Origin of the sequence: Streptomyces sp. NPDC057424, from assembly GCF_042803315.1 — a bacterium.
In the GTDB taxonomy this organism is placed as follows: domain Bacteria; phylum Actinomycetota; class Actinomycetes; order Streptomycetales; family Streptomycetaceae; genus Streptomyces.
This window is the reverse complement of sequence record NZ_JBHVCP010000009.1, coordinates 53,059-77,855: the sequence shown is the minus strand read 5'-3', so window position 1 is coordinate 77,855 and position 24,797 is coordinate 53,059. Positions and strand designations below refer to the sequence as shown.

At 71.5% G+C, this 24,797-nt stretch carries 19 protein-coding genes; 16 read left to right on the top strand and 3 right to left on the bottom strand.

The genetic code is table 11. The features are described 5' to 3' along the window. The first annotated feature begins 30 nt into the window (after positions 1-30). The 10 genes from ACFU3E_RS10800 to ACFU3E_RS10755 all read left to right on the top strand — a co-directional run bounded on the left by ACFU3E_RS10800 (position 31) and on the right by ACFU3E_RS10755 (position 10,853). Entirely contained in the window at positions 31-912 is an 882-nt protein-coding gene (locus tag ACFU3E_RS10800) for a TauD/TfdA dioxygenase family protein (protein WP_384154804.1), read from the top strand. Beyond that, positions 900-1,859, top strand: a complete 960-nt coding sequence (locus ACFU3E_RS10795) for a 3-oxoacyl-ACP synthase III family protein (RefSeq protein ID WP_384154802.1) — start codon at positions 900-902, stop codon at positions 1,857-1,859. Before ACFU3E_RS10800 ends, ACFU3E_RS10795 begins: the two co-directional genes overlap by 13 nt. Continuing rightward, complete coding sequence (locus tag ACFU3E_RS10790; protein WP_384154800.1) at positions 1,856-3,064, top strand: ATP-grasp domain-containing protein; 1,209 nt, start codon at positions 1,856-1,858, stop codon at positions 3,062-3,064. Before ACFU3E_RS10795 ends, ACFU3E_RS10790 begins: the two co-directional genes overlap by 4 nt. Next, positions 3,061-4,983, top strand: a complete 1,923-nt coding sequence (locus tag ACFU3E_RS10785; protein WP_384154798.1) for a phenylacetate--CoA ligase family protein — start codon at positions 3,061-3,063, stop codon at positions 4,981-4,983. The genes ACFU3E_RS10790 and ACFU3E_RS10785 overlap by 4 nt, the downstream gene beginning before the upstream one ends. 87 nt (positions 4,984-5,070) lie before the next feature. Beyond that, positions 5,071-6,069 (top strand): NADP-dependent oxidoreductase, encoded by a 999-nt coding sequence (locus tag ACFU3E_RS10780; RefSeq protein ID WP_384154796.1) that lies wholly within the window; start codon positions 5,071-5,073, stop codon positions 6,067-6,069. Next, positions 6,066-7,325, top strand: coding sequence for an MFS transporter (locus tag ACFU3E_RS10775; RefSeq protein WP_384154794.1), 1,260 nt, complete (start codon positions 6,066-6,068; stop codon positions 7,323-7,325). The genes ACFU3E_RS10780 and ACFU3E_RS10775 overlap by 4 nt, the downstream gene beginning before the upstream one ends. A 58-nt stretch (positions 7,326-7,383) precedes the next feature. Continuing rightward, positions 7,384-8,658 carry a PLP-dependent aminotransferase family protein gene (locus ACFU3E_RS10770; protein WP_384154792.1) on the top strand — a complete coding sequence of 425 codons (1,275 nt, stop codon included), beginning with the start codon at positions 7,384-7,386 and terminating at the stop codon, positions 8,656-8,658. Beyond that, positions 8,655-9,902, top strand: coding sequence for a M20 family metallopeptidase (locus ACFU3E_RS10765; protein WP_384154790.1), 1,248 nt, complete (start codon positions 8,655-8,657; stop codon positions 9,900-9,902). Before ACFU3E_RS10770 ends, ACFU3E_RS10765 begins: the two co-directional genes overlap by 4 nt. 7 nt (positions 9,903-9,909) lie before the next feature. Then, positions 9,910-10,563 (top strand): hypothetical protein, encoded by a 654-nt coding sequence (locus ACFU3E_RS10760; protein ID WP_384154788.1) that lies wholly within the window; start codon positions 9,910-9,912, stop codon positions 10,561-10,563. A gap of 98 nt (positions 10,564-10,661) precedes the next feature. Further along, a complete protein-coding gene (locus ACFU3E_RS10755) occupies positions 10,662-10,853 on the top strand; it encodes a hypothetical protein (RefSeq protein ID WP_384154786.1) in 192 nt (63 codons plus the stop codon). A gap of 44 nt (positions 10,854-10,897) precedes the next feature. Here ACFU3E_RS10755 and ACFU3E_RS10750 read toward each other — a convergent pair whose 3' ends face one another. The 3 genes from ACFU3E_RS10750 to ACFU3E_RS10740 form a co-directional block, all read right to left on the bottom strand. Continuing rightward, entirely contained in the window at positions 10,898-13,954 is a 3,057-nt protein-coding gene (locus ACFU3E_RS10750) for a BTAD domain-containing putative transcriptional regulator (RefSeq protein ID WP_384154784.1), read from the bottom strand. 333 nt (positions 13,955-14,287) lie between these two features. Continuing rightward, complete coding sequence (locus ACFU3E_RS10745) at positions 14,288-15,457, bottom strand: serine hydrolase domain-containing protein (protein ID WP_384154782.1); 1,170 nt, start codon at positions 15,455-15,457, stop codon at positions 14,288-14,290. Next, positions 15,451-16,395: a LuxR family transcriptional regulator gene (locus ACFU3E_RS10740; protein WP_384154780.1), complete on the bottom strand. Its 945-nt coding sequence runs from the start codon at positions 16,393-16,395 to the stop codon at positions 15,451-15,453. Before ACFU3E_RS10740 ends, ACFU3E_RS10745 begins: the two co-directional genes overlap by 7 nt. 432 nt (positions 16,396-16,827) lie before the next feature. Between ACFU3E_RS10740 and ACFU3E_RS10735 the strand changes: the two genes are divergently transcribed. The 6 genes from ACFU3E_RS10735 to ACFU3E_RS10710 are packed head-to-tail and all read left to right on the top strand — an operon-like array spanning position 16,828 to position 24,789. After that, positions 16,828-19,344 (top strand): PEP/pyruvate-binding domain-containing protein, encoded by a 2,517-nt coding sequence (locus tag ACFU3E_RS10735; protein WP_384154779.1) that lies wholly within the window; start codon positions 16,828-16,830, stop codon positions 19,342-19,344. Then, positions 19,341-20,582 (top strand): hypothetical protein, encoded by a 1,242-nt coding sequence (locus ACFU3E_RS10730; RefSeq protein WP_384154777.1) that lies wholly within the window; start codon positions 19,341-19,343, stop codon positions 20,580-20,582. Before ACFU3E_RS10735 ends, ACFU3E_RS10730 begins: the two co-directional genes overlap by 4 nt. Then, the gene (locus ACFU3E_RS10725) at positions 20,582-21,364 is read left to right on the top strand and encodes an HAD-IIA family hydrolase (RefSeq protein WP_384154775.1); all 783 of its coding nucleotides are present in this window, start codon (positions 20,582-20,584) and stop codon (positions 21,362-21,364) included. Before ACFU3E_RS10730 ends, ACFU3E_RS10725 begins: the two co-directional genes overlap by 1 nt. After that, a complete protein-coding gene (locus ACFU3E_RS10720; RefSeq protein WP_384154773.1) occupies positions 21,361-23,103 on the top strand; it encodes an alkaline phosphatase family protein in 1,743 nt (580 codons plus the stop codon). The genes ACFU3E_RS10725 and ACFU3E_RS10720 overlap by 4 nt, the downstream gene beginning before the upstream one ends. 28 nt (positions 23,104-23,131) lie before the next feature. Further along, a complete protein-coding gene (locus ACFU3E_RS10715) occupies positions 23,132-24,178 on the top strand; it encodes a DUF6001 family protein (RefSeq protein ID WP_384154771.1) in 1,047 nt (348 codons plus the stop codon). After that, positions 24,175-24,789 (top strand): DUF6031 family protein, encoded by a 615-nt coding sequence (locus ACFU3E_RS10710; protein WP_384154769.1) that lies wholly within the window; start codon positions 24,175-24,177, stop codon positions 24,787-24,789. Before ACFU3E_RS10715 ends, ACFU3E_RS10710 begins: the two co-directional genes overlap by 4 nt. The last annotated feature ends 8 nt before the right edge of the window (positions 24,790-24,797 follow it).

Sequence of the window (24,797 nt, the reverse complement as noted above, 5' to 3'; positions counted from 1 at the left end):
CCCCAGCCAGCACGAGGAGACGCAACCAACATGACCGTGACCATGACGGACACCGACATCCGGATCAACGACCTCACGCCCTTCATCGGCGCCGAGATGACCGGTGTGACGTACGAGGACCTTCAGGACCCCGTGCTCTGGGACAAGGTGACCACGCTGCTGCACGAGCGGGAGCTGGTCGTCGTCCGCTCCCTGGACATCACCCCGGAGCAGCAGATCGAGCTGGCGAGCCGTATCGGCCGGCCCATCCCCTTCCTGATGGCGAAGTACCGCCACCCGGACCACGAGGAGATCATGATCTCCTCCAACGCCAAGAAGAACAACATGGCGATCGGCGTCGCGCGGGTCGGCAACTTCTGGCACCAGGACTCCTCCTACCAGCAGGCGGCGCCGCCCTACACGATGCTGCACGGCATCGATGTCCCGGGCACCAGCGGCCACACCCTCTACGCCAACGCGGCCGATGTCTACGACCGCCTGCCCGAGGAGTGGAAGGAGAAGGTCGAGGGCCGCATGGCGGTGCACACCGTCTCCAAGCGCCAGCGGATCTCCGCCGAGCACGCCGGGCTGTCCATCGCGGAGTTCAAGGCGCTGGTGGAGGAGCAGCACCCGCCCGTCCAGCACCCGCTGATCAAGACGGACCCCACCACCGGCCGTCGCTACGTGTACGGCGCGCCGGAGTACATGGAGCGCGTGATCGGCTTCGACGCGAACGAGAACGAGGAGTTCTTCGCGCTGCTCGACCGGCTGATCCGGGATCCCGCACGGGTCTACGAGCACCGGTGGACCCCGCGTGACCTGGTGATCTGGAAGTGCGAACTCACCTACCACGCGGCCACCCCGGTGGAGCCCGGTGTCGACCGCACGGTGCACCGCGTGAGCATCGAGGCGAGGGAACCGTGGGCGGCATAGTCGACTTCGACGTCTGCTTCCCGTCCGCGACGGCGGACATCCGGGACATGCATCAGGTCTCGGGCGTGCCCGTCGCGGACCTCGCGGCCATCACCCACACCGACTCGTTCCCGGTCCTCGCGGACGGCGAGACGGCGTCGGGGCTGGCTTCGAGGGCGGCCTCCCGGCTGCTGGAGCGGCTCGGGACCGACCGCTCGGCCATCCGCGAGGTGATCTACGCGGGATCCGGCGAGTGGGACACCCCGTTCTGGTCGCCGGCCGCCAAGGTGGCCGACGAACTGGGCATCAGGAACGCGCACTGCTACGAGCTCACGAACTTCTGCAACGCCGGCCTGACCGCGATCCGCCTGGCGGCCGAGTCCGCCGCGACCGGGCCGGGCGCGTACACGCTGGTTCTCCTCGGCGACCGCCTGAGCAGGATGGTGGACTACGGTGACCCGGATTCCAAGGCCCTCTTCAATTTCGGTGATGCGGGCGCGGCGGTACTGCTGGCGAGTGACGGTTGCGCTTTCCGGGTCCTCCACTCGGTCATGCGCACCGACCCCAGCTGGTCCGACTACTACCGGGGCGAATGGCGTGGCGGCCGGGTCGTCATCCGGCGGGGCGCGCACCGGCGAGGCCTCGCCGCCGCCTACGTGGAGAACTTCACCCGTCTTGTCCGCGAGACGCTGACGGCCACCGGACGGGACATCGGCGACGTCGCCTGGTTCCTGATCAACCAAGGTGACATGGGGATGCACGAGCGCCTGCTGAAGACCCTCGGCATCCCCGCCGAACGCAGCGTTTTCAACTACGGAAGGCTCGGCCACATGGGCGGAGCCGACACCCTGATCGCCCTGGACGACCTCTTGGAGGAGAAGAAGCTCCGCGAGGGGGACCTGGTCCTGCTGGCCACCAGCGCCATGGGATTCAGCTGGGGCGTCACAGCCTTGGAGTACTCCGGATGAAGATTCTCGTGATCCACCAGGTGCCCTACCGCAAGATCTCCTACCACCTCGGAATCGACCACGACCTGCACGACGTCACCTACATCGGCCGGCCCATGTCGCTGCGGCAGATCCCCGGCGACCTGCGCTGTTCACGGATTCCGCTCGACGAGGACGACGACCTTGCCTCCGGTGTGACGGCCCGGGTCCAGCCGTCCGACGGCTACGACAAGGTGCTGTCCCTGTCGGAGTTCGGGATCCTGGAGGCGGTGGACATCCGCCGTCACCTGGGGCTGCCCGGCCCGTCGGCGGCCCGGATCGAACTGGTCCGGGACAAGGTCCGGATGAAGGAGGCCCTGGCGGGCTCGGGGATCCGCCACCCCCGCTTCGTGAGCGCGCCTCCCGCCTGCGGGCCTCTGCCGTGGAGCGGGAAGACCGTGCTCAAGCCCCGCTCGGGGGCCTCCAGCGAGGGCGTCATGGTGCTGGACACCGCCCGCGAGGCCCTCTGCGCCTACCGCAAGCTGCCCGACCCGGGAAGCTACCAGCTCGAGGAGCACATCGAGGGCGACATCCTGCACATCGACGGGCTGATGCAGGACGGCAGATTCCTGGAGCTGGCCACGAGCCGGTACATCAACAAGCCGGTGGAGTTCGCCGGCGGCCTGCCCCTCGGCTCGCACCAGATACCCCTGACCGAGGCTCACCGTGACCTCGCGCGGGAGGTGTCGATCGCCCTCGGTATCGAGGACGGCTGCGTCCACCTGGAGGCGTTCCACACGGCCGACGACGAGCTGGTGTTCCTGGAGGTCGCCAACCGGGTCGGCGGGGCCGGTGTGGTCACCGCCCATGAGCGGCGTTACGGCGTCCACCTGCCGTCCCATGAGATCGCCGTACGGCTGGGCCTGGAGCGTCCGCCGACGGCCGAGCCCAGCGGCCGCTACCACGGCTGGCTGGCCTTCCCGGGCCACCATCTCCCCGCCGGAACCGCCGAGGTCGTCCTTCCCGCCGGCCTGGCCGACCACCCCTGCGTCGACCAGATGTACGTCCTGCCCGCCGACCGTCCGCTGCCCAGCCACATCACCTACCAGGAATGGGAGTGCCCGGTGTTCATCGAGGCCTCACACACCGACGCCGAGGAGCTGGGACGGTTCCTGCGTGCCTGTGCGGACGGCATCACCGTCGGCTCCGGGACCCGCGTGCCCGCCGTGCTGGGGAGCGCGGCATGACCCGCCACTACCCGACCGACCTCCTGCTGGCCGTGAGCCACGTCCAGCAGGACCTGGCCGTCGACGCCGCGTCCCCGGTGGCCCGGCTCCTGAAGGAGGCCGACCTCCTCGAACTCGGCTGCCTGCTGGACGGCGACGCGATGGCCCAAGCCCTCGACGAGGCGCTCGGCGGTCTGAGCCAGTTCCCCTGGCGTCCGCTCGTCGACACCGGTGACGTCTGGGAACAGGCGCCGGTGGGCCGCGTCGTCCTCGACGACGACAGGGCCGGCAACACGCTCCGGGGGCTGCTGCTGTCCTGGGCGACGGGCAACTCGGTCACCGTCCGTACCTCCCGCCCCGCTCTGTGGCGCGCTCTGTTCGAGGTGCTGCGCGAGCCCGGTTTCCCGCTGCCCCCGGCCGAGGTGGCGGCGCCCGGCGCCGACGTGAAGGGCGTCGTGGTCGCGGTTCCCGACCTGGTGGTGCTCTCCGGCGACTCGGTGATTCCTTCGGGGGAGCTGTTCGCACGGTCCGGGCGTCCAGGAGTGCCCTCGGTCCGCATCCGGCTCACACCCGGGCAGGACGGCCCGCAGGCGCCCATCGCGGACGTCGACTGCCGCGCGGCCTGGTTCCGGGAGCTGTTCACCTGCGTCTACCTGGCCGGCACCTCGCTGGACGCCGCACGCCGCGCCGACCCCGACGGGGCGTCACGCATGGACGCCCGCATCCGCTACCTCGTCGGGATGGCCCGCCGGACGCCCCACTACCGCGACCTGCCGCAGATCGACAGGGTCGCCGACCTGGGCCGGCTGCCCGTACTGGAGAAGGCGACGCTGGAGGAGAAGTCGCTGCCCCGCAGCCGGGACATGTCCAGCGGCGCGCTTCCCAGCGGGGAGGTGCTGCGCAGCGGGGCCACCAGCGGGGAGCCGCGGTACATCGTGTACTCGCGGACCGACTGGGAGAACATGGTCCGCGAGGCGATCCCGCTGTTGCGGGCGCTGGGCATCCACAACGGGGACCGGGTCCTCAACGCGCTGGTCGGAGGAAGCCTGTACGGCGGCCTCATGACGACGGCCAGCGAGCTGACCCGGATGCCGGTGGAGGCGTTCTCCGCCGGCCAGCAGGTCACCGCCGACATGATGCTGATGCTGGTCCGCAACTTCTCGGTGAACGTCCTGCTGGGCCAGCCCGCCGTGGTCCTGCCCCTGCTCCGGGAGGCCCGGCGGCGGGATCCCGGTCTGCGGCTGGAGAAGGTCGTCTACGGCGGCACCCCGATGACCGAGTCCGACAAGCGGTGGCTGCGCGAGGAACTCGGCACGCGGTCCATCACGAGCATCCTGGCGGCCAACGACGGGGCGCAGATCGGGTACCAGTGCGAGCGGCTCGGCGGCACGCTGCACCACGTCAACGACGACTACAACCTCGTCGAGGTGGTCGACGAGGACGGCACGCCCCTGCCGGACGGCGAGACCGGGCACCTGCTGATCACGGCGATGCAGAAGTTCGAGGGTCCCCTGATCCGCTACCGCATCGGCGACATGGGCAGGGTGACCGTGCGTGACTGCCCCTGCGGGGTGTCCGGCCGGGTGCTGGAGTATCTCGGACGCAGCGACGGACTCCTCAAGTTCAAGTCGGCGACGGTGCACTACGGCGACATCCTCGCCGCGCTGGAGGAGTTCCGGGTGTCCCAGCTCCAGGCGGAGCTGATGACCCGGGAGGGCACCGAGACGCTGGTGCTGCGCACCGAGTCGCGCGAGGAGCTGGATCCGGCCGTCCTGCGGGCCGCCCTCGCCGACACCTTCCCGGCGCTGAGCGACGCTCACCTGTACGACGACGAACTACGGATGTTCGAACTCGTGGTCGAGTGCCGTCCCGAGGGGGCGCTGGAGCGGAATCCGGTCAGCGGCAAGATCCGGACCGTGATCGACCGCCGGCTGAGCTGACGGCTCCGCCGCCACGGCACCCGTCGTCCTCCCCTCCTCTTCCTCTCCTCCTCCCTCCCTCCTTCCGCATCTTCCTGGAGCCCCGTGATGTCACAGACGGCACGATTCGTCCAGCAGGTGAGTCGCCCCTGCGGTCGGCCCACCGGCGCCGAGTTCCTCTTCACCGAGGAGCCGGTGCCGGTCCCGGAGCCCGGCACCGCACTGGTGGAGAACGTCCTGCTCTCCGTCGACCCGTACATGCGGGAGAACATGGACGGCGGCTGGGAGCTGTCCACCCCGTTGGAGGGCCGGTCCATCGGCCGGGTGACCGACTCCAGGACCGACGGCCTGGCCGAAGGCGACCTCGTCTTCCACCGCCAGGGCTGGCGCACCCACGCCGTCGTACGGCCGGAGGACGTGCGCGTCCTGCCGCGGACTGCCGGTGTACCGCCCGAGGCCTACCTGGGCATTCTCGGCGGCACCGGCCTCACCGCCTACGTCGCTCTCACCCGCATCGCCAAGCTCGTCCCCGGCGAGACGGTGTACATCTCCGCGGCCGCGGGGGGCGTGGGCAGCGCGGCCGGGCAACTGGCGCGGCTGATGGGGGCGGGCCGAGTGATCGGCAGCGCCGGCTCCCCGGCCAAGGTCCGCTTCCTCACCGAAGAACTGGGCTTCGACGCCGCGTTCGACCACCGCGACGGCCGGCTCGCCGAGCAGCTGGCGAAGGCGGCGCCCGACGGCATCGACGTGTACGTCGACAACGTGGGCGGCGAGCACCTGGAGGCCGCGATCGGGGCGATGCGCGATTTCGGGCGGATCGCCTGGTGCGGTGCGATCGCCCAGTACGACGCGACCGAGCCGCCGGCCGCACCGCGCAACCTGTTCGACGTCGTCGAGAAGAGCATCCGGCTCGAGGGCTTCCTCGTCCGCGACCACCGGGACGCGCAGGACCAGTTGGAGCGACTGCTGGTACCGGCCCTCGCCTCCGGCGCGGTCACGGACCGGCATACGGTCACCGAGGGGTTCGACCGGATCGTCGACGCCTTCCTGGGGATGCTCGACGGCGGGAACACCGGCAAGGCGACGGTCCGGGTGGTGACACCGTGATTCTGCGGGACACCACAGCGCGCACCATGCTCGGCTCGATGCTCGTGTCGAGCATCGGCATGGGCCTGTACACACTGGCGCTGGGGCAGACGCTGTTCCAGCGAACCGGGGACGCCCAGGCGTTCGCCATGATCTTCGCCCTCCAGGGCCTGGGGGCGGTGGCGGTACTCCCCTTCTCCGGGCCGCTGGTCGACGCCTTCGACTCCAGGACCGTCTACGTGCTCTGCAGTCTCATGCGGGCCGTGACCGTGGGCGTCATCGTCGTCGCCCTCTCCGTGGGCGATGGTGGGGTGGTGGCCGTCGTGGGCACGGCCGCCGTGTTCCTGGCGGTCTTCGACAACGTGCAGCGCACCGCCTTCTTCAAGTTCACCGCGCACCACATCGCCGGAGACCGCGCCGTGGCCTTCAACAGCCTGATCGGCATCGCGATCCAGGCCGGCAGCCTGATCGGCATGGCGGCGCTCGGCCTGGTCCTGATGGTCGGCACGGCCACCCAGGCCCTGCTGGTCGATGTGCTGGTCTCCCTGGTGGCCGCCCTGGTGGTCTCGCGGTTGCGGGCGCCGCGCCAGGAGTCGGTGGGGCGGCTGCGGAACGCCACCCTGCGGTCGGCTCTGCCGGACATGCTGCGGGACTGGGCGGGTCTGTTCCGCCGGCACCGCCATGAGGTGGTGGTGTTCGGGATGGTCCTGATGTGCGCAGGTGACTTCGTGTACTCCTACAGCCTGTCCACCCTGGTGGTCCCGCTCGTCGACGCCTGGCACGGCGGGCAGCCGTGGGCGGTGTCGGCCCTGGAGGGAACCCTGGGCGCCGGGATGATCGTGGCGACCTTCTTCACCCGCTGGACGGTCCGCCTGGCGCTGCTGCCGGTCTGGGTGTCGCTGCAGGCGGTGATCGCCGCGGGGCTCGCCTTCACCACCACACCGGCCCTGCACTACGCCGGCTTCTTCCTGGCCGGCTTCGCCAACCTGAACGGCATCACCCTCCTCCTGACCCTCCTGCAGCAGCAGGCCGGTCCGCTGGACAAGGCGAAGATGGCATCGCTGCGCCTGCTGGCGATCGGGCTGGGCACCGCCGCCCTGATGCCGGTGCTGGGGCTGGCCGCCCGGCAGTCCCTCCACGCCGCCTTCCTCGCCGTCGCCGCCCTGCTGGTGCCGTTCGCGGCATGCGGTCTCTGGGCCGCGCTCCGCTTCCGCCCCCGGACCGCCGACGGGGCGAAGGCCGAGGACGAGGCCGAGCCGCAGCTGACCCCAGCCTGACCGCCCGCCCGTTCCGCCGCGCCCTCGCCCTCCTCTGCCCAAGCCTTCAGGAGACGCCATGCTCTCGTTCCAGCCGACCTCGCACCTGGAGACGGTCACCTCCCCACCGCTGCTCTTCGCCGACCGGACGCACCAGATGGTGCCCTCCGAGACCAGGGCGCTCTTCTCGATGGCCGCCCGGAAGGACGTCGTCTCCCTCGCCGGAGGGATGCCCAGCCCCGACGCCCTGCCCGCGGAGGCCCTGCGCGTGGTGCTCCAGGAGGTGCTCGCCGCCGAAGGGCCGAGTGTCCTGCAGTACGGCTCCGCGCAGGGGGACCCGGTGCTGCGCGAGCAGATGTGTGAGGTCATGGCGGCCGAGGGCATCGAGGCGCTGCCGGACGAGGTCCTGGTCACGGTGGGTTCGCAGCAGGCGCTCGACCTGGTGACCCGCGTCTTCGTGAATCCGGGCGACAGCGTGGTGACCGAGGGCCCCACCTACGTCACCGCGCTCAGCACCTTCGCCGCCCACCAGGCCCGGATCGTCGAGGTCGCCATGGACCGGAACGGCGTGGTCCCCCAGGCGCTGGCCGACACCTTCGCCCTGCTCGCCGCCGAGGGGCGGCCGGCCAAGTTCTACTACACGGTGCCGACCTTTCAGAATCCCACCGGCCGGGTGCTCGGCGCGGACCGTCGGAAGGAGGTGCTCGACATCTGCCGGCGTGCCGGCGTCCTGGTCGTCGAGGACAACCCGTACGGGCTGCTGCACTTCGGCGCACAGCCACACCGGGCACTGTGCGCCGACGCCCCCGAGGGGGTGGTCTACCTGGGCTCGTTCTCCAAGACCCTGGCGCCCGGCCTGCGCGTGGGCTGGGTCCGTGCTCCGCGCACCGTCACCGGCAAGCTGGTCCTCGCAGCGGAGAGCGCGATGCTCTCCCACTCGAGACTCACCCAGCGGGCGGTGAGCCGGTTTCTGAGCACCACGTCCTGGCAGGGGCACCTCGCCGGCGCCAGGAGCCTGTACCGCGATCGCCGCGACGCCATGCTCGCCGAGCTGGCCGCCACCATGCCGGACGGCGTGTCGTGGACGGTGCCCGCCGGGGGGTTCTTCGTCTGGCTGACCCTGCCGGGCGGACTGGACGCGCGGGCGATGATGCCCCGCGCGGTCGAGGGCGGGGTGGCCTACGTGCCGGGCACCGGGTTCCACACCCGGGGCGGTGAGCGCAACCTGCGGCTCTCCTACTCCTACCCCTCCGTGAGCCAGGTCAGGGAAGGCGTCCGGCGGCTGTCGGACGTGATCCGTGCCGAGTCGGCCGGCGGCGGCGCGGCCCGCCTGCGGGAAGCGGTGGCGCGATGACCGGCCGCCCCACCGACGGTCTGCTGGACGACGCGCGAGGCATCCAGGACGACCTGGTCCGGCTGAGGCGCACCCTGCACGCCCGGCCCGAGGTGGGACTGGACCTGCCGCACACCCAGGAGGCGGTGCTCCGGGGCCTGGACGGGCTGGGGCTGGAGATCACCACCGGGCGGCGGCTCAGCTCCGTGACCGCGGTGGTGCGCGGTGCCCGGCCCGGACCGACCGTGCTGCTGCGCGGCGACATGGACGCCCTGCCGGTGGCCGAGCGCACCGGACTGGACTTCGCCTCGGACAACGGGGCCATGCACGCCTGTGGACACGACCTGCACACCGCGATGCTGGTCGGTGCCGCCCGGCTGCTCGCCTTCCACCGGAACCGCCTGGCCGGCGACGTCGTCCTGATGTTCCAGCCCGGCGAGGAGGGGTACGACGGGGCGCGCCACATGCTGGAGGAGGGCGTCCTGGACGTGTCGGGGGCCCGGCCGGTGGCCGCCTACGCCTTGCACGTCACCGCTTCCGGGCGGCCGTCCGGCCGGTTCAGCGCCAGGGGCGGCCCGACCATGGCCGCTGTCGACAACCTGTCCGTCACGGTGCGCGGGGCCGGCGGGCACGGGGCGATGCCCCACACGGCGAAGGACCCGGTACCGGTGGCCTGCGAGATGATCGTCGCGATGCAGACGCGGGTCACCCGCGCCTTCGACGTCTTCGACCCCGTCGTGGTGACGACCGGTTCCTTCCACGCCGGCACCCAGAACAACATCATCCCGGACACCGCGGTCTTCGAGACCACGGTCCGCACGTTCTCCCCCGAGGCCCGGGCCCGCGCCGAGCGGAGCCTGGCCGAGGTGTGCCGCGGCGTGGCGGCCGCGCACGGGGTCGAGGCGGAGGTGCGGTGGCGTCCCCTGTATCCGGTGACCGTCAACGACCCGGGCGAGGTGGACACCGTCGCCCGTGCCGTCGCCGAGCTGTTCGGCGAGGACGGCTACGAGACCCTGCCCCGGCCGATGACCGGCTCCGAGGACTTCTCCCGGGTCGTCGACGAGGTACCCGGAGCGATGGTCTTCCTCGGCGCCACGCCTCCGGGAGCCGACCCCGGGACGGCACCCGACAACCACTCCCCGCTCGCCGACTTCGACGAGTCCGTGCTCGGCGCGGGCGCCGCCGTCTACGCGGCGCTCGCCGTCGGCCGCCTGCACGCCACCCCGACGCCCCCGATCCGTCCGGCGAGGCCGGACGACGAATGAGACGGTCATGATGCGCAAGCCCTGCAGAGTCCTGTTGCTGACCCCCGACGCCGGGCTGGTCCGTGCCGTCTCGGACACCGGGCTGGAGGCCTGGACGCTCCGCGGCGCCGGAACGGCCACCGCCTCCGGCGGCCAGGGCGACGTCCCGCCGGAGCGGACGCTGACCGACGAGGACCCGGCGCGGACGCTGCGGGACATGGCCGCGGACGTCCGCCCCGGCCACGGCATCGACTTCGTCCTGTGCGGTGGCGACGCCGAACCGGCCCTGCTCGACGTCCTGCGGGAACTCGGCCCGTCGCCGGCGCGGACGGGAGCGTGGCCGCCGGACAAGGCCGAGCTGCGGCGGCTCCTCGGCGAGGGCCCCGCGCCGCGCCCCGCTGCCGCCGACGACGACCCCGCGCCGGTCTGCCACGTCGACACCGTGTCGATCGGTGGCATGCACCTCCTGCTGGACATCGACTGGCCGGACTCCCGCGCGCGGTTCCGGGAGGCGGAGTGGGGGGACGTGCGGGAGACCGTCCGCGGCGCACTCGACCTGATCGGGCACGAATCGGGAGGAATGCGCACGAGCGTGGCACTCACTCCCACGGGTCCGCGCCCGGTGGAGATGGTGGGAACGCCGTTCCTGGTCGCTTCCCTGGGAGCGGGAACGACGCGGTAACGCCTCAGGAACGGCTCCGGGCACCTTGGGATTCATCGAGGGCGGGCCGGAACCCCGGACCGCCCACCCTGTCCCACAGACCTCCACAGGAGCGGAAAATGAGCGAGAACCCGAGCAGCCGCCCGGTCCGGACCGCACGCGACGTCGCCGGCGTGATCGTGGCCCTCATGATGACCGGGCTGGCGCTCACGGTGGTCACCGGGCACGACGTGCCGGAGCGCGGCGCCGCGGACGCCACGGTGGTGCTGGCCAACAACGCCGGTCCCGCCGCGCCTCCCGTCAGCCCCTGACCCGCCGGCCGGTGCCGGCCGGCGTCCGCCGCGGGCCTCCCGGCTCAGGCGGAGACGGTCCTCGGACTCCGGACACCCATGAACCTGTGGAGACGGGCCGCCTCGGCGCGGTGCCGCTCCGCGGTCTCCCTGTCGCCGAGGGCGTCCAGGGCACGCGCGAGACCGGTCAGCGCGGCCGCCTCCTCCGAGCGGAAGCCCATGTCCACGGCGGCCCGGTGAGCGTGGCGGTGCAGGTCAAGGGCCGACTCGTAGGCGCCCAGGGCGGACCGCAGATGGCCGATGATGTTCTCCACCTCCACGAGCCTGACGGGCGTCGCCCCTGTGCGAGCCAGCTCCAGCGCACGCACCGCGAAGCCCTCGGCCTGGGCGGTCCTCCCCCGCGCGTACGCCACCCGGGCGGACAGCGCCAGCACCAGGCCGACGTCTCCCGGAGCCGTTCGCGTCTCGCTCAGCCGCCGCGCCTCCGCCAGGTTCTCGTCGGCCTCCTCCAGTTCCCCGGAACCCACCTGGGCGAAGGCCAGGTCAGTCAGCGACATGACCAGGTTCCCGTGGTAACCGATGGCGCGGCTGATCTCCAGGGACCTGCGGGCCGTCTCGGCGGCCTCGGCGTACCGGCCCCACTTCTCGTACAGCGTGCTCAGCGTGGACAGTCCCTCCGCCTCGGCGCGGCTGGCGCCCAGCTTGGCCGACCGGGCGACGGCTTCGCCCAGCAGGGTCAGCGCCTCCTCGTACCGGCCGAGCATCGAGGCGAGGAGGCCGATGGTCGCCTCGCTGTGGGCCTGTATGTGCCGGTCCCCCAGGGACACGGCGACTTCCCTGGCCTCCTGCGCGGCCTCCAGGCCGCTTTCGAACCGGCCCATCTTCCAGCAGGCCACCCCGAGGTTGGACAGGGTGACGCAGAGCAGCTGGGGATCGTCCAGTTCGCGGACGGCGGCCAGCGCCGTCCGGCCGACGTTCCACAGGTCTTCGTACTGTCCGCGCGCGTTCAGGTGGAAACTGAGGTTGCGGGTGAGGCAGACGGTGTGGCGGCGCAGACCGTGCAGTTCCGCCAGGGAGACGGCTGCCAGCAGCCCGCTGTGCTCACGGTCGAACCAGGCCCGGGCCGCCTCGGCGTCCGGCCAGGGAGGCAGGCTGCCCTCGTAGGCCGGTATGCCGGTGCGGCGCTGCTCGCGGCCGGGGAAGAGGATCCGGCAGGCGACGTCCGTCGCCGTGAGGTAGTAGCCGAGCAGCCGCTCCACGGCTGCCGCGTCGTGCTCCGCCGTCGTGGGCCCGAACAGGCTCCGGGCGAAGGTGCGCACCAGGTCGTGCAGGGTGTAGATGCCGACCCTCGGCTGCTGCACCAGCCGCATGTCCAGCAGGATCTCCAGGGTCGACTCGGCGTCGTGGACGTCGGTACCGAGCAGGGCGGCCGTCGAGTGGACGTCGATGCCGGTGCTCGGGTGGAGCCCGAGGGTGCGGAAGGCGGCGCGCTGCCGCACGTTCAGCGCCATGTAGGACAGGTGCAGCGTCGCGGCGACGCTGCGCTGCGGCGAGCGCAGTTCGTCGAGCCTGCGGGTCTCGTCGCGGAGCCGTTCGGCGAGGTAGCGCAGGGTCCACGAGGAACGGTTGCGCAGCCTGGCGGTGGCGATGCGCAGGGCAAGGGGCAGGTGTCCGCAGAGCTCGGCCAGCTCGGCCGCCGACTCGGGCTCGGCCTCGACCCGGTCCGCGCCGAGGGTCGCCGCGACCAGGGCGGCGCTGTCCTGAGGCGTCATGAGCCCGACGGATACCCAGCTGACGCCGTCGAGGTCCAGCAGCCGGGAGCGGCTCGTGATCAGGACCAGGCAGCCCGGGGATGCGGTGAGCACGGGGGTCACCTGGTCGGCGTGGGCCGCGTTGTCCAGGAGCAGCAGCAGGCGGCGGCCGGCGACGGTGGCCCGCCACAGGTTGGCCCTGGCCTCCGTGTCGCTGGGGATACGGTCGTCGCTGACGCCGAACGAGCGCAGCAGGTGGTCGAGCGCCGTGCCGGGCGGCACCGGCGGCTGCTCCCCCGGGGTGAACCCGCGGAGGTCCACGTAGAGTTGACCGTCGGGGAACCGGTCGGCGAGACGGTGGGCCGCCCACACCGCGAGTGACGTCTTCCCCGAACCGCCCATGCCGTCGACGGCCACGACCCGGCTGGCACGGTCGTCGGAGCCGTCCGCCGCGTCGACGTAGGCCAGCAGCTCGGCGAGTTCCTTGTTGCGGCCGGTGAAGTCGGGCAGCGGCTGGGGCAGGGTGCACACCCGGAGCGGCGGGGCCGGGAGCGACTCCTCGACGGCCGGCGGCTGCTGTTGCAGCAGCAGCCCGGGATCGTCGCGCAGGATGTCCTCGTAAAGCCTGGTCAGCGGGGGGCACGGGTCGACGCCGAGCTGATCGGCGAGGATTTCACGGACCCGGGCGTACTCGTGCAGCGCCTCGGCCTTCCGCCCGGTGCGGTACAGGGCGAGCATGAGGTGGCCGTGGAAGGTCTCGCGCAGCGGATGCTCGGAGACGACGGTCCGGAGGTCGGCCACCAGTTCACTGCTGAAGCCCAGGCCCAGGCGCAGGTCGAAGAGTTCCTCCATGGCCACCAGCCGGCGCTCCTCCAGCGCCCTGGCCGCCGACTCGATGACCGCGCCGCCCTGGCCGGAGAGGACCGCCCCGCGCCACAGCGAGAGCGCGGCCTCGAGTTCGGTGGTGGCCTCGCGCCGCCGGTCCTCGCGCAGGGCCTGCTCGGCGGCCCGTATCCGGTCGTTGAACTCCAGCAGGTCGAGCTGTGCCGCGGTCACGGTGACGCGGTAGCCGCTGCCCTCGGTCGAGATGACCGCGTCACCGGGTATGCGGCGCCGCAGCTCCGAGACGGCCTTGCGGACCTGGTGGAAGGCCGTCGCCGGCGGATCGTCCTCCCAGGCCGCCTCGACGAGGCGGGGCATGGGGACCACCCGGCCCGGCTCCAGGAGCAGGACGGACAGGACCCGCTCCTGGACCGCGCCGCCGAGCGAGAGCCTCGCCCCGCCGGCGGAAACCTCGAGCGGTCCGAGAATCCGGAAACGCAGCTGTCTTGCCTCGAACGTCGCTTCTCGTTCGGTGTCTTCTGTATGCATGTTTCGCCCCGTATGCGGACCACCAGGGCCCCCTCACAGGGCTCCGCGCAGTCCGATGATATTGGCTCATTGGTATGGACAGGGGTAAACCGGAACGGTGGTCTCAGGCATGCGGGTGTGAGGAGGACGTCTGGGTGCGACGTGGCCCGCGGAAGCGGAGCGACGACGGCCGGGCCGCCGGGGTGGACGGCATCACGCGCGCACGGCACCCTCGTCCGGCGCCGGCCGCACCGCACAGGAGTGCGCGATGCGCCGGACGCGGACGGATCCGTGCGCGCCGGACGCCTTCCGGGGCCGGGCGGGCAGTCCCCCCGGCGTGCCCTGCGGGCGTCCCTACCCGTTGCCGCGGGCCGCCGACCTCATCACCTCTTGGATCAGCAGGGAGTTCTCCCTGTCCGCACTGTCACCGAGCGCGAACCGGTTCCGGATGTACGCGTAGGCGAGGCCGTGGCGCGGACTCGCGAACGCCATGGCGCCGGCCGCGCCCCCGTGACCGAAGGCGTCCGGTCCCAGTGCCGTGTAGCGGTCGTCGAGGACCTGGAATCCCAGGGCGAAGCGGCTCTCGCCACCGCCCACCACGTCGATGCCCTCGGAGTGGATCCGGCTGAACGTCTCCATCGTGTCCGGGGTGAGCAGCGCCGGCCTGCCGTCCAGCCCTCCGATGACCGCCGCATAGGCTCCCGCCACACCCCGGGCGGAGGCCACTCCGCCCGCCGATCCCTGACCGAGGGCCCTGGTGCGGCGGAAGTTCGGGAAGACGGACAGGTCCGGCATGTACCTGGTGCTGAAGGCTGTCGCCAGCAGCTTCCCCACTTCTTGCGGGCTCTGCGCACTCTCCCCCGGCTCGGGGACGGCGGGCTGCACGGGCAGGTAGCGGGGCTCCAGCTCCTCGGGCAGCCCCAGGTAGAAGTCGACGCCGTACGGACGGCGGACGCGGTGCTCCCACCAGTCCTGCAGACTCCGGCCGGTGGCCCTGCGTACGACCTCTCCCGTGAGGGCGGCGATGACGAGCCCGTGGTAACCGAAGGCCGTACCGGGTGTCCAGTAGGGGGCCTGCGCCGCAAGGCGTTCGGCCATCAGCCGGTCGTCGGCCAGCTCCTCGATCGTGAAGACCTCGTCGACACCGATCACACCCGCCTGGTGGGCGAGCAGTTGACGCAGTGTGATCCGGTCCTTGCCGTACCGACCGAATTCCGGCCAGTACGCGGACACCGCGCGGTCCAGGTCGAGCACGCCGTCCTGGACGAGCATCGCCACGACGAGGTGTGCGGCCCCCTTGCTCACCGAGAACACGCCGGTCAGGGAGTCCCCGTCCACGGCGGGGCCGGCCCAGAGGTCCACCAGGCGGATCCCCTCGCGGTACACCGCGAGCTGCTGGCCGGTGGGTTGCGGCTGGTCCCGCACCACCTGCGCGAAGGCCTCACGCACGCCTTCGAATCCGGCATGCACGTGTCCGTGAACCGTCAGCTCGCCCTCGCCGGTCCCGTGGTCGCTCGTCAACATGCCTCTCCCTGTCGTTCCCGCTCGGGTGCGGTCACCCGTTTCTGCCCGGGCGGTCGCAGCGGCATGCCGGCGCCCCTGCGCGTGCGCACCGCCGGTCCCACCGGGTGGGGACGCAGCAGGTAGCCGGCCTGGAACCGGCTCTGGGCGCCCAACTCCTCCATCAGCTCCGCGATGTGGCGGCGGCAGGTGCGCACGGACATACCCAGACGCTTGGCGACGGAGGCGTCCGTCAGCCCCTCGCCGAGCAGACGGACGATGGCCTGACGGACGTCACCCGCGGCCTCCGCCCGGGCACGGGGGGCCACCACGCAGGGGGCCGCCGTCAGCCACAGCCGCTCGTACGTCTCCACGCTGAAGGCGACGACGTGCGGTTCGCGGACCACCACGGCGCCCAGCGGGTTGCCGGGCAGGGAGATGATCGCCGTCTCCGCGTCGAAGACCAGCAGCCGGACGAAGTGGTCGTCCAGGGTCCGCACCTGGGCGCCCAGTTCCAGCATGTGGTCGATGCTGGAGGAGGTGCCCGGGCTTAACGGGGCCGTGCGCTGGCAGAGGACGCGCATGCGGACGCCCTGGCCGAGCGCGTCCCGGTCCCTGGGCACCGCCTCCGCGAAGCTCCCCCCGGCGCGGCCGCCGCCCGGCTGGGCCGTGAGTATCTCGGTACGGGCCCGCGCCGTCAGGTCGGCGATGACGGCGCGGACCTGGGTGTGCTCCTCCAGGACCTCGAACCTGCTCTCCTTCTCCCGGGAGAACTGGCTCGACTGGAAGACGGGCAGGAAGCCCATGATCGACGCCCGCGCCTGTTCCGCGAGCGCGCGGCGGGTCCGGATGTCGCGGTCCAGGGGGCCGACGACGGAGGCCACGGCTTCCTCCGGCGCCACCGCCCGGAGTCCGTCGCCGGAATCACCGCGCAGCAGCCCGAGGGCCAGAAGTTCTCTCACCGCGTCATGGACGTCTGTGAGAGGAAGGCCGGTATTCACACTGATGGAATTGGCCGAAAATGCATTCCCCGAGGCGCATTGCAACGCATATTCATACACGGACTGAAGGATTGCTTGCGATGCTCTACCTTTGTCCGTATTGGTGACATTTCCCATCTTTCCCCCCTGTGCACTGCATGGCAGCAAGCTGCCATGCAGCTTGCTGAAACCATTCTGCCCGCTCATGTGTCTGCAAGCTCTGGAATGGTGATTCATCCCGCACACATTCCCGCAAGGCAGTGTCCACGACAGGCGGATGGACGACAACCAACGCACGGGGGAAGGCGATGCCATGAATGTTTCACAGTGAACGTTTCACGGCGAAACGATTCGCGTCGGCCGGCCGTCGAGGCCCCCACACCCTTCTTATGAGACGAGCGAACAGGTCGACCCATGATTCTGACCGGGAGCGAGATCGAGCGAGAACGGGCGAATGGTCGTATCACGATCGAGCCGTTCACGCCTGAGCAGGTAAACCCCAACAGCTACAACTTCCGCCTCGGCAAGACCCTGCGGGTCTACCAGGCCATGCCGCTGGACGCCCGGCGCACGAACGACTTCGAAGAGGTCGAGATCCCGGACGACGGGTACGTCGTGGAGCCCGGGCGGCTCTACCTGGCCCACACCATCGAGGTGCTGGGCAGCGAGCACTACGCGCCCACCTTCGCCGCACGCTCCTCGGTCGCCCGGCTCGGTCTCTTCATCAACCTCTCCGCCAGCCTGGGCGACATCGGTTACACCGGCCAGTGGACACTGCAGCTCTACAGCATGAACCGGGTCCGGGTGTATCCCGGCCTCAACATCGGCCAGATGATGTGGTGGCGCCCGCAGGGCGAGATCGTCCTCTACGACGGCAAGTACCAGGGGTCTGTCGGCCCCCGCTCCAGCGACATCCACGTCGACTTCGACAAGCAGTTCGCCCGCCAGCGCTTCCCCGGGCTGGGCGCGAGCTTCGACGCGAACGACGTGGGCCCCAAGTTCGCCCAACTCGCCGCCTCCAGCCACGACTTCCGCGTGCCGACCGCCTTCTGCGTGCCCGCGGGCGAGTTCTCCGACGCGCTCACCGCCGAGCAGAACGCCGCGCTCGCCGACGCCTTCGGCGACCTGAAGGCCACCGTCGGCGCCTTCTTCACCGACTCCGCGGCGAAGATCCAGAAGATCGGTGCCGAGGTCCGCGTCCCCGAGCAGGTCCGCGAGCTGTTGGCCGCCCGGCTGAACGAGGTGTTCCCGGACTCCGGAGACGAACCGACCGAACTGGCCGTTCGCTCCTCGGGCCTGGACGAGGACACCGAGGGCTCCAGCCTCGCCGGGATCCACCAGTCCATCCTCGGCGTGCGCGGCGTGGATGCCGTCATCGATGCCGTCGAGAGGTGCTGGCGCTCGTACTACGAGGCTCCGGCCGTCGCCGCCCGTATCCGGGCCGGCGACTTCTCTCCTGCACCGCGACTGGCCGTGATCGTCCAGAGGCTCGTACGCCCGACTGTCGCGGGTGTCGCGTTCACCGGCCTCGACGGCGGCGACGGCGACCGGGTGTCCGTCGAGTACGTCGAGGGCCTCGCCGACGAACTCGTCGCCGGTGTCGCCGTACCGCGGCGCGCCGACTCGGCGGAGCTGGCCGCGGGGCACGCGGAGCACGACGCGGCCGAACACGAGGTTCTCGTCCAGGTCGTGGACCTGGCCCGGCGGCTGCGCGAGAGCCGCGGCCACGACGTGGACGTCGAGTGGGCGGCCGACACCGACGGCGTCCACCTCGTCCAGGTACGCCCGCTCACCGCGGCCCGCGAGGTCTCCCACGGCTGCGCCGAGCCGGTCACCGAAGCACACCGGCTGTATGCCGACGAACTTCCCGCCGGCTTCAACCTCGGCGCCGTGGCGGCCGTTTACGGCGGATACAGCGCCAAGCGAGGTCCGGCTCACCGGCTGGCCCACGAGCACGGGGTGTCCACCGGCGCGGGCTGGGTCATCCGCTTCAACGGCCGCGGCCTGCACGGCGCCGAGGGCGGCAAGACCCTGCGCGACACGCTCTCCGGCGGCACCGACGAGTGCGTCCTGGACTTCGGCGACACCCTGCGCCAGATCGTGGTCCCCAAGGAGGAGGTGCCGCACCAGCTCGCCGTCACCACCGGATCGGCCCCGGACGGAACGGATCTGCACACGGTCGTGGTACGCGACTTCATCCGCGGTGAGCTCGGTGTGATCTCCCGCCGGGCGGGCGAGAACGGCCTCGTCGTCGAGTACACCGACGAGGGCCTGATGGCCCTCAACCGGGGCACCGCAGGCGGCGAGGCGATCGTCGTCAAGGACCTGGACGCGGGATACGACGACGCGTCCAACGTGACCTGCCCCGCTGCGGGAACGGTGCTGCGCCCGCACTTCGACGAACTCGCCCGCTTCACGGCGGCCATGCACGCCAAGCACGGGCCGGTGACCCTGGAGTGGGTCTTCGACCGGGGCACGCTGTACTTCGTCGACTACTCGGTGCTCGGCGGCGGCGACGCCGTCACCGTCGCCCACGGAGAGGTCTGCATCTCCCCCGGCACCGCCCGGGGACCACTGCTGCGCCTGGACGACGACGCACTGCTGCGCCGGCTGTCCATCGGCCCGGCCGTGAGCATCGACAAGTCCCAGGACGTCACCGAGCACGAGGGGCTCGCCCGAATCCTCGACCTGGTCAAGTCGTACGACGAGAAGCCCGTGATCAGCACCGCGCGGCCGTACGCGGTGCTGTCCGTCCTCCTCGACGACGTGGCGGGGTTCGTCTTCGACCAGGGTTCCGCGCTGGGGCACCTGGCGATCCTGCTGCGCGAGGCCCGGATCCCCGCGGTGACCGCCGCCGGGATCAGCGGAGCCGAAGCAGTGATCAGTGACGGCACCGTCGCGACGACCGGCCCCAAGGGAGAACGACCGTGAGCGACACCACCACCCTCACCGCCACGGCCGGACGCCGGGCCTGGCTGGTCCTCGGCGGGCTGCACCTCCTCAACGGCACGGCCCCGCCGACCGACTCCGACCCCGTGGTCCTCGTGGAGCTCGACGCCCCGGTGGAACAGGCCTTCCCGAGCAATACGGTCGTTCTGCACTGGGACCGGCTCGGCCCGCTGGAGCTGGCCGTCCGTACCGTCGACGGGACCCGCCGCCACACCGCGAAGGCGCGCGGCGAGGAGCTCTTCCCCGGCATGCTGGCCGGCCGGTCGCTGCGCGAGGCGGTGATCGCAGTCACCGGTCGGGCCGTCGGACCGCTCGTGCCGCTGTTCTACGTCACCGCGGACGGCGGCCAGGCCCACGTGCACAGCCAGATCCGGTTCCTGGCCGAGGACGCATGCTTCATCCGGATCACGCCCGAGGCCGTGGCCACGGCCGGCGTCGAGGACCTGGATTGGCTGCCGGAAGCGGTCCGGCTGCACGCGGAACAGTTCCTCTTCCTCAACAACCACCAGCGCTACTACCGCAAATGCTTCAGCGGCAAGGAGCTGGAGTACAAGTACACGCTCACCCCGCCCGTGGACACCTGGACGCTGACGGTCGAGCTGTACCAGAGCCTGCTGAACGGCGAACTGCCCGGCTACGTCATGGAGTACCGCGACGAGTACCAGGCCTGGGACTACCTCAACCACCTCTTCGAGGTCACCGGCCCCACCGAGGCGGAGCGCGGCTACGTCTCCTTCATCCCCACGACCGACGGCAAGCACCTGCTCAAGCGGAAGTGGTACGCCGAGGACGCCTTCAACCGCAGAGAGAGCCACACCTACGGGCTCGAACTGGCCGACGACGGCGGCTTCGAGCGGTACGTCCGCGAGGAGCTGAAGGTGGAGGGCGTCCGCCTGCCGTCCTTCCGCCGGGTCCGCTACGACGTCAACTTCGAGTCGGTGCGCACCGGTCACGTCTACGGCGTCTTCTTCGACCACTGCAGCCTGGTCGAGGCCCGCGAGGTGACGCTCAACCAGTGCGAGCTGGAGTACCTGCGCAGCCGGGTCGCCGTCGAGCCCGACGAGGCCGAGGTGCTGGCCGAGATGAGCGAGATCGCCGCCTGGCTGGAGGCGTTCCTGCGGGCGCGCGGCCTCAACGACCAGTGCGGCTTCTACTCGAAGCGCACCTTCCTCAAGGACGCCGTCGCGGCCCGGCCCGAGCTGGCCCGGGAGGTCGGCTGATGGCCTGCGCCCCGGTGGGAGCGGTCCTGCTCGACCTGGAGGGCACCCTCTACGCCCGCGGTGCCGTGATCGACGGTGCGGTGGAGGCGGTGGCAGCCCTGCGCGAGCTGGGGGTGGGGCTGCGCTTCCTGACCAACACCGACTCCAAGTCCGCGGAGCGGATCCGGGCCGAACTGGCCGGCTACGGCCTCGCGGTGGCGGCGGAGGAACTGTTCACACCGGTGGTGGCGGCCGCGCAGCTGCTGACCGCCGCCGGGGCCCGCACCTACCCACTGGTCTCGCGGGAACTGCGCGAGGTGCTGCCGACCCTGGCCGACGAACCCCCGTACAGCCATGTGGTGATCGGGGACTGCCGGGACACGCTGGACTATGCCGCGCTCGACGGGGCCTTCCGTGCCGTACGGGACGGGGCGCGGCTGCTCGCCCTGCAGACGGGCCGCTACTTCAAGCGGGCCGACGGGGACCACCTGGACACCGGCGCCGTGGTCGCAGCCGTCGCGTACGCCGCCGGAACCGAGGCGAGGGTGCTGGGGAAACCGGCCACCGACTTCTTCGAACTCGCGGCCCTCTCCCTGGGCGTACCCGTCACCGCGTGCGTGGTGGTCGGCGACGACGCGACGACCGACATCGCGGGGGGCCGCGCCGCCGGGCTCAGGACCGTACAGGTGCGCACGGGAAAGTACGAGGACCAACGGGCCGAGGGGCTGACCGGGCAGGCCACCCACGAGCTGGACTCCGTGGCCGGCCTGCCCCGGCTGGTCCGGGAGTGGGGCGTCGCATGACCGTCTACTGGGTGGTCTGGGACGCAGGGGCGCACTGGGTCGTGGACCGGCTGGAACGTGAGGGCGCACTGCCCGCCGTCACACGGATGCGGGAGCGTGGTGTCTTCGCGGCGGCGCGCCCCGCACACCCCAACTGCCAGACCCCGCCGTCCCTCGCGACCCTGTTCACCGGCACCTGGCCGGCCGAGCATCAGGTCACCGGGTACACCGTGCCGGGGGCGGGAAAGGGTGTCGCCAGCCATGTCAGCGGCTTCTCACCGGGTTTCCCCGCCACGCCCCCGGTGTGGGAGGCCATGTCCGAGAACGATCTGACCAGCGCGCTCGTGCACGCCCCCTGGGTCTTCGGCGCCGACGATCACGTCGGCCCGCACATCGACGGGGCGGTGGAGGCGTACAGCGGCCGGCTGACCCGGCACGCACTGCGCACGCTGGACCCCGGCCCCGGGAACCAGCCCTGGGACATCGGCGGGTTTCGCGTCGAAGCCGTGGTCGAGCGGGCCCGGGGCGGCTCGCATCGGGTACGGATCACCGGCGGCGAGCGACTGCTGCTCGGGTCCGAGGAGGGCTGGCAGCCCTTCGCACTGGACCGCGACCACGGCACCTGGATGCGCTGTCTCCGGGTGGGCGAACAGCTGGTGCTGGTGCACACGGGCGTCTGGCGGGCACGCACCGCCGGGCGCAACCCGAAGACGACGCGTCGCCTCGCGCAGTGCCCGCCGTTCGCCGGCGAGGGAGTCGGACCGCTCTACCGCCAGGCTGCGTTCGGCCCCCGGCTGGCCGAGGGCGGGGCCGGCTCCGCCGAGGAGGTCTTCCTCTCCTCGGTGGAGTGCGTCGCCCGCTCCTTCGGCGCTGCGGCCGACGCGGTCCTTCAGACCCATGAAGCAGACCTGGTCGTCGTCTATCTGCCGATGACCGACGACGTGGGCCACGAGTTCCTGGGCTGGTGCGACGAGCGGAGCGCGGCCCACCGGCCGGACATCGCCGAGCGGGTGTGGTCGTACATCCGGCGCTGCTACACCTGGTCGGACGCGATTCTCGGGCGGGTCCTCGACCGGGCCGGCGCCGAGGACACCGTGGTGCTCGGTGCGGACCACGGCATGGTCGGCAGCACTCACCTGGTGCATCTCAACGACCAGTTGGTGCGCGCGGGCCTGGCGGCGCGCGATGTCGACGGAGGCCTGGACCCGGAGGGTTCCCAGGTCTTCTACCACCCGGCGAACAACGGCTCCCTGTGGGCCACCGAGAGTACGGCCGGCGATCCCGTACGGGCCCGCCACGCCCTCCGGCAGGCGAGGGCGGCCCTGTCATCGATCACGGACCCCGAAACGGGCCGCCCCGTCGTGGCCGGCTTCCTCGACCGCGACGGGGAGCCGCTCACCGGGGGGCCGGCCGAACACCTCGCTGTGTCCTATGTCGTCCTGGCGGACGACTACCAACCGAGTGCCCGACTGCTGGGTGAGGGCCCGGTGGTGCGGCGTGCGGCCAAGACCGGGGCCCATGTGGTCAACACCGGTGACAGCAGGCTGCACGCGGTCCACGCGGCGGTCGGACCGGGCATCCGCCCCGGCGCCGCGGCGGGTGTCATCGACAACACCCAGCCGGCCGCGCTGGTCCTCGGTCAGCTGGGCCTGGCCGGGACGCCGCAGGCCTGTGCCGCACCGGCCGCACCGGCGCTATCGATCCGATCGACGAAAGATGATGGTCATGCCGTCCGGCTTTCCCCATTTCCTCTCTCCTGACGGGCTGACGGCTCGTCGTCGTGCACAGGTGGCGGCCTTCCTCGAAAGCCGTGACCTGGACCCCGTGTGGCTGTCCGAGCTGATGCGCGAACGCGTCGGCGCGGGTCTGCTGCTGTTGACCAGCTCCCCCGTGCACGGACTGGCCAATCCGACCAGCGACCTGGACTTCATCCGGATCCAGGAGGCCGCGATCGACGGCCCTCGCATATCCACCAAGATCTTCGAGAACGGCCACCACCTGGAGGTCGTATCGTTCAGCGAAGCCGAACTCGCCGTCGGCCTTCAGGAGTTGAGCCGTCTCGCGGACCTCCCGGCCGAGCAGACCGTGGCGGGTTTCCGCGTCTGGGACAAGCAGCGCGAACCGCGCCGGAAGCAGACCGAGCGCATCGTCAACGGCCTCGCGATGGACGGCTCGGCGCCCTACCTGCGGTGGCTGCCCGCCCTCAGCCGGGTCTGGAGCCGGGCTGCCCTGCAGACCGCGATCGAGCAGGTCGTGCACGCCACGCTCGCCGAAGCCGCCGGCGAGACGCGAGGGCGTGTGGGCTACGCGTACAACGTGCTGCTGCATCTGATGGACGGCCTGCTCTCCCACCACGGCGATGTGTACACCACCCGCAAGTGGTACGTGCTGCGCTGGACCCGGCTGATGGCCGAGGGCGCCTGGCACGACGAGCGGCTTCAGTCGGCGGCCGCCGGCCTGGAACGCCTCCGCAAGGACGTCCACACCTTCCTCGACCCCGCCGCGGGCGGTCACCCGCTGGCCGCGCCGTACACGGAGGTGGTCCTGGACGCGGTACAGGCCACCGGCACCGCCCGGGCCGTCACCGTGGGCGTCGAACTCACCGGCCGTGTCCGGGCCTTCCTGCCCGGTGCCGCGGTTCTGCTCGGGTCGGACGGCGCAGTGATGCTGCCCGGCGCCGGCACCGGAACGGACCTGCCGTTCACCGGTGCTCCGGTCGGCCTGGACGAGCTGTCCGCGCTCGACGCTCCGACCGCAGCCTCCCTGCTGCGGGCGCTGCGGGCGGGCGCGGCCCGGCTGCGGATCGGCTACCTGGACGAGGAGGCCGGGCGATGACGACATCCAACGCGACAGACAGGGGTGACCGGGAGATGACCGAGGACCGCGGCCGGGCGCCGTGCGCATCGCGCGGCGCGAGCGAGCTCACCGCCTTCCCTTCGGTGCGGGCCGGGCACGTCATGGCGGGTCAGCAGGCCGTTGAGGTCTGGGTGCAGGCTGCCTGGCTGATGCTCGCCGAGGGGCGGGCCTACGTCGAGGACCTCGAAGGGGGCACCGAGCAGCCGCAGATGCAGCAAGCCGCCAAGCTCCGCTTCCTCGAGCAGCTGCTCGACATCGACCAGCGCCTGGCGGGCCGGGTCGCCGTGGACGACGCGCACTGTCTCGCGCTCGCGCTCGAGTACGGGATGCGCGAGGTGGTCGACGCGACCGGCCCCGAGCTGGCCGAGGTCTTCGGTCTGCGAGAGGAGTTCGGCGGCGACAGCTGCGCCGTACACGAGGTCCACGTGCTGTGGGAGCGGCTGCTCGAGGCCTTCCCCGGCGAGCTGCCCGACCGGCTGGTCGCCGAGGGCCAGCGGGACATGCTGCGGACCCTGCGGGTCTGGGCGGAACTCGCCCGTACGGCCGGGCTCGACATCGGATTCCTCGCCCCCTTCATGAAGGCCGCCTGAACCGCCCG

Bases quoted from the DNA above. Each gene is read 5' to 3' on its own strand.
- ACFU3E_RS10735 (WP_384154779.1), top strand. From the start codon at position 16,828: ATGATTCTGACCGGGAGCGAGATCGAGCGAGAACGGGCGAATGGTCGT.
- ACFU3E_RS10770 (WP_384154792.1), top strand. From the start codon at position 7,384: ATGCTCTCGTTCCAGCCGACCTCGCACCTGGAGACGGTCACCTCCCCA.
- ACFU3E_RS10720 (WP_384154773.1), top strand. From the start codon at position 21,361: ATGACCGTCTACTGGGTGGTCTGGGACGCAGGGGCGCACTGGGTCGTG.
- ACFU3E_RS10790 (WP_384154800.1), top strand. From the start codon at position 1,856: ATGAAGATTCTCGTGATCCACCAGGTGCCCTACCGCAAGATCTCCTAC.
- ACFU3E_RS10765 (WP_384154790.1), top strand. From the start codon at position 8,655: ATGACCGGCCGCCCCACCGACGGTCTGCTGGACGACGCGCGAGGCATC.
- ACFU3E_RS10760 (WP_384154788.1), top strand. From the start codon at position 9,910: ATGATGCGCAAGCCCTGCAGAGTCCTGTTGCTGACCCCCGACGCCGGG.
- ACFU3E_RS10755 (WP_384154786.1), top strand. From the start codon at position 10,662: ATGAGCGAGAACCCGAGCAGCCGCCCGGTCCGGACCGCACGCGACGTC.
- ACFU3E_RS10710 (WP_384154769.1), top strand. From the start codon at position 24,175: ATGACGACATCCAACGCGACAGACAGGGGTGACCGGGAGATGACCGAG.
- ACFU3E_RS10780 (WP_384154796.1), top strand. From the start codon at position 5,071: ATGTCACAGACGGCACGATTCGTCCAGCAGGTGAGTCGCCCCTGCGGT.
- ACFU3E_RS10745 (WP_384154782.1), bottom strand. From the start codon at position 15,457: ATGTTGACGAGCGACCACGGGACCGGCGAGGGCGAGCTGACGGTTCAC.
- ACFU3E_RS10800 (WP_384154804.1), top strand. From the start codon at position 31: ATGACCGTGACCATGACGGACACCGACATCCGGATCAACGACCTCACG.
- ACFU3E_RS10750 (WP_384154784.1), bottom strand. From the start codon at position 13,954: ATGCATACAGAAGACACCGAACGAGAAGCGACGTTCGAGGCAAGACAG.
- ACFU3E_RS10785 (WP_384154798.1), top strand. From the start codon at position 3,061: ATGACCCGCCACTACCCGACCGACCTCCTGCTGGCCGTGAGCCACGTC.
- ACFU3E_RS10725 (WP_384154775.1), top strand. From the start codon at position 20,582: ATGGCCTGCGCCCCGGTGGGAGCGGTCCTGCTCGACCTGGAGGGCACC.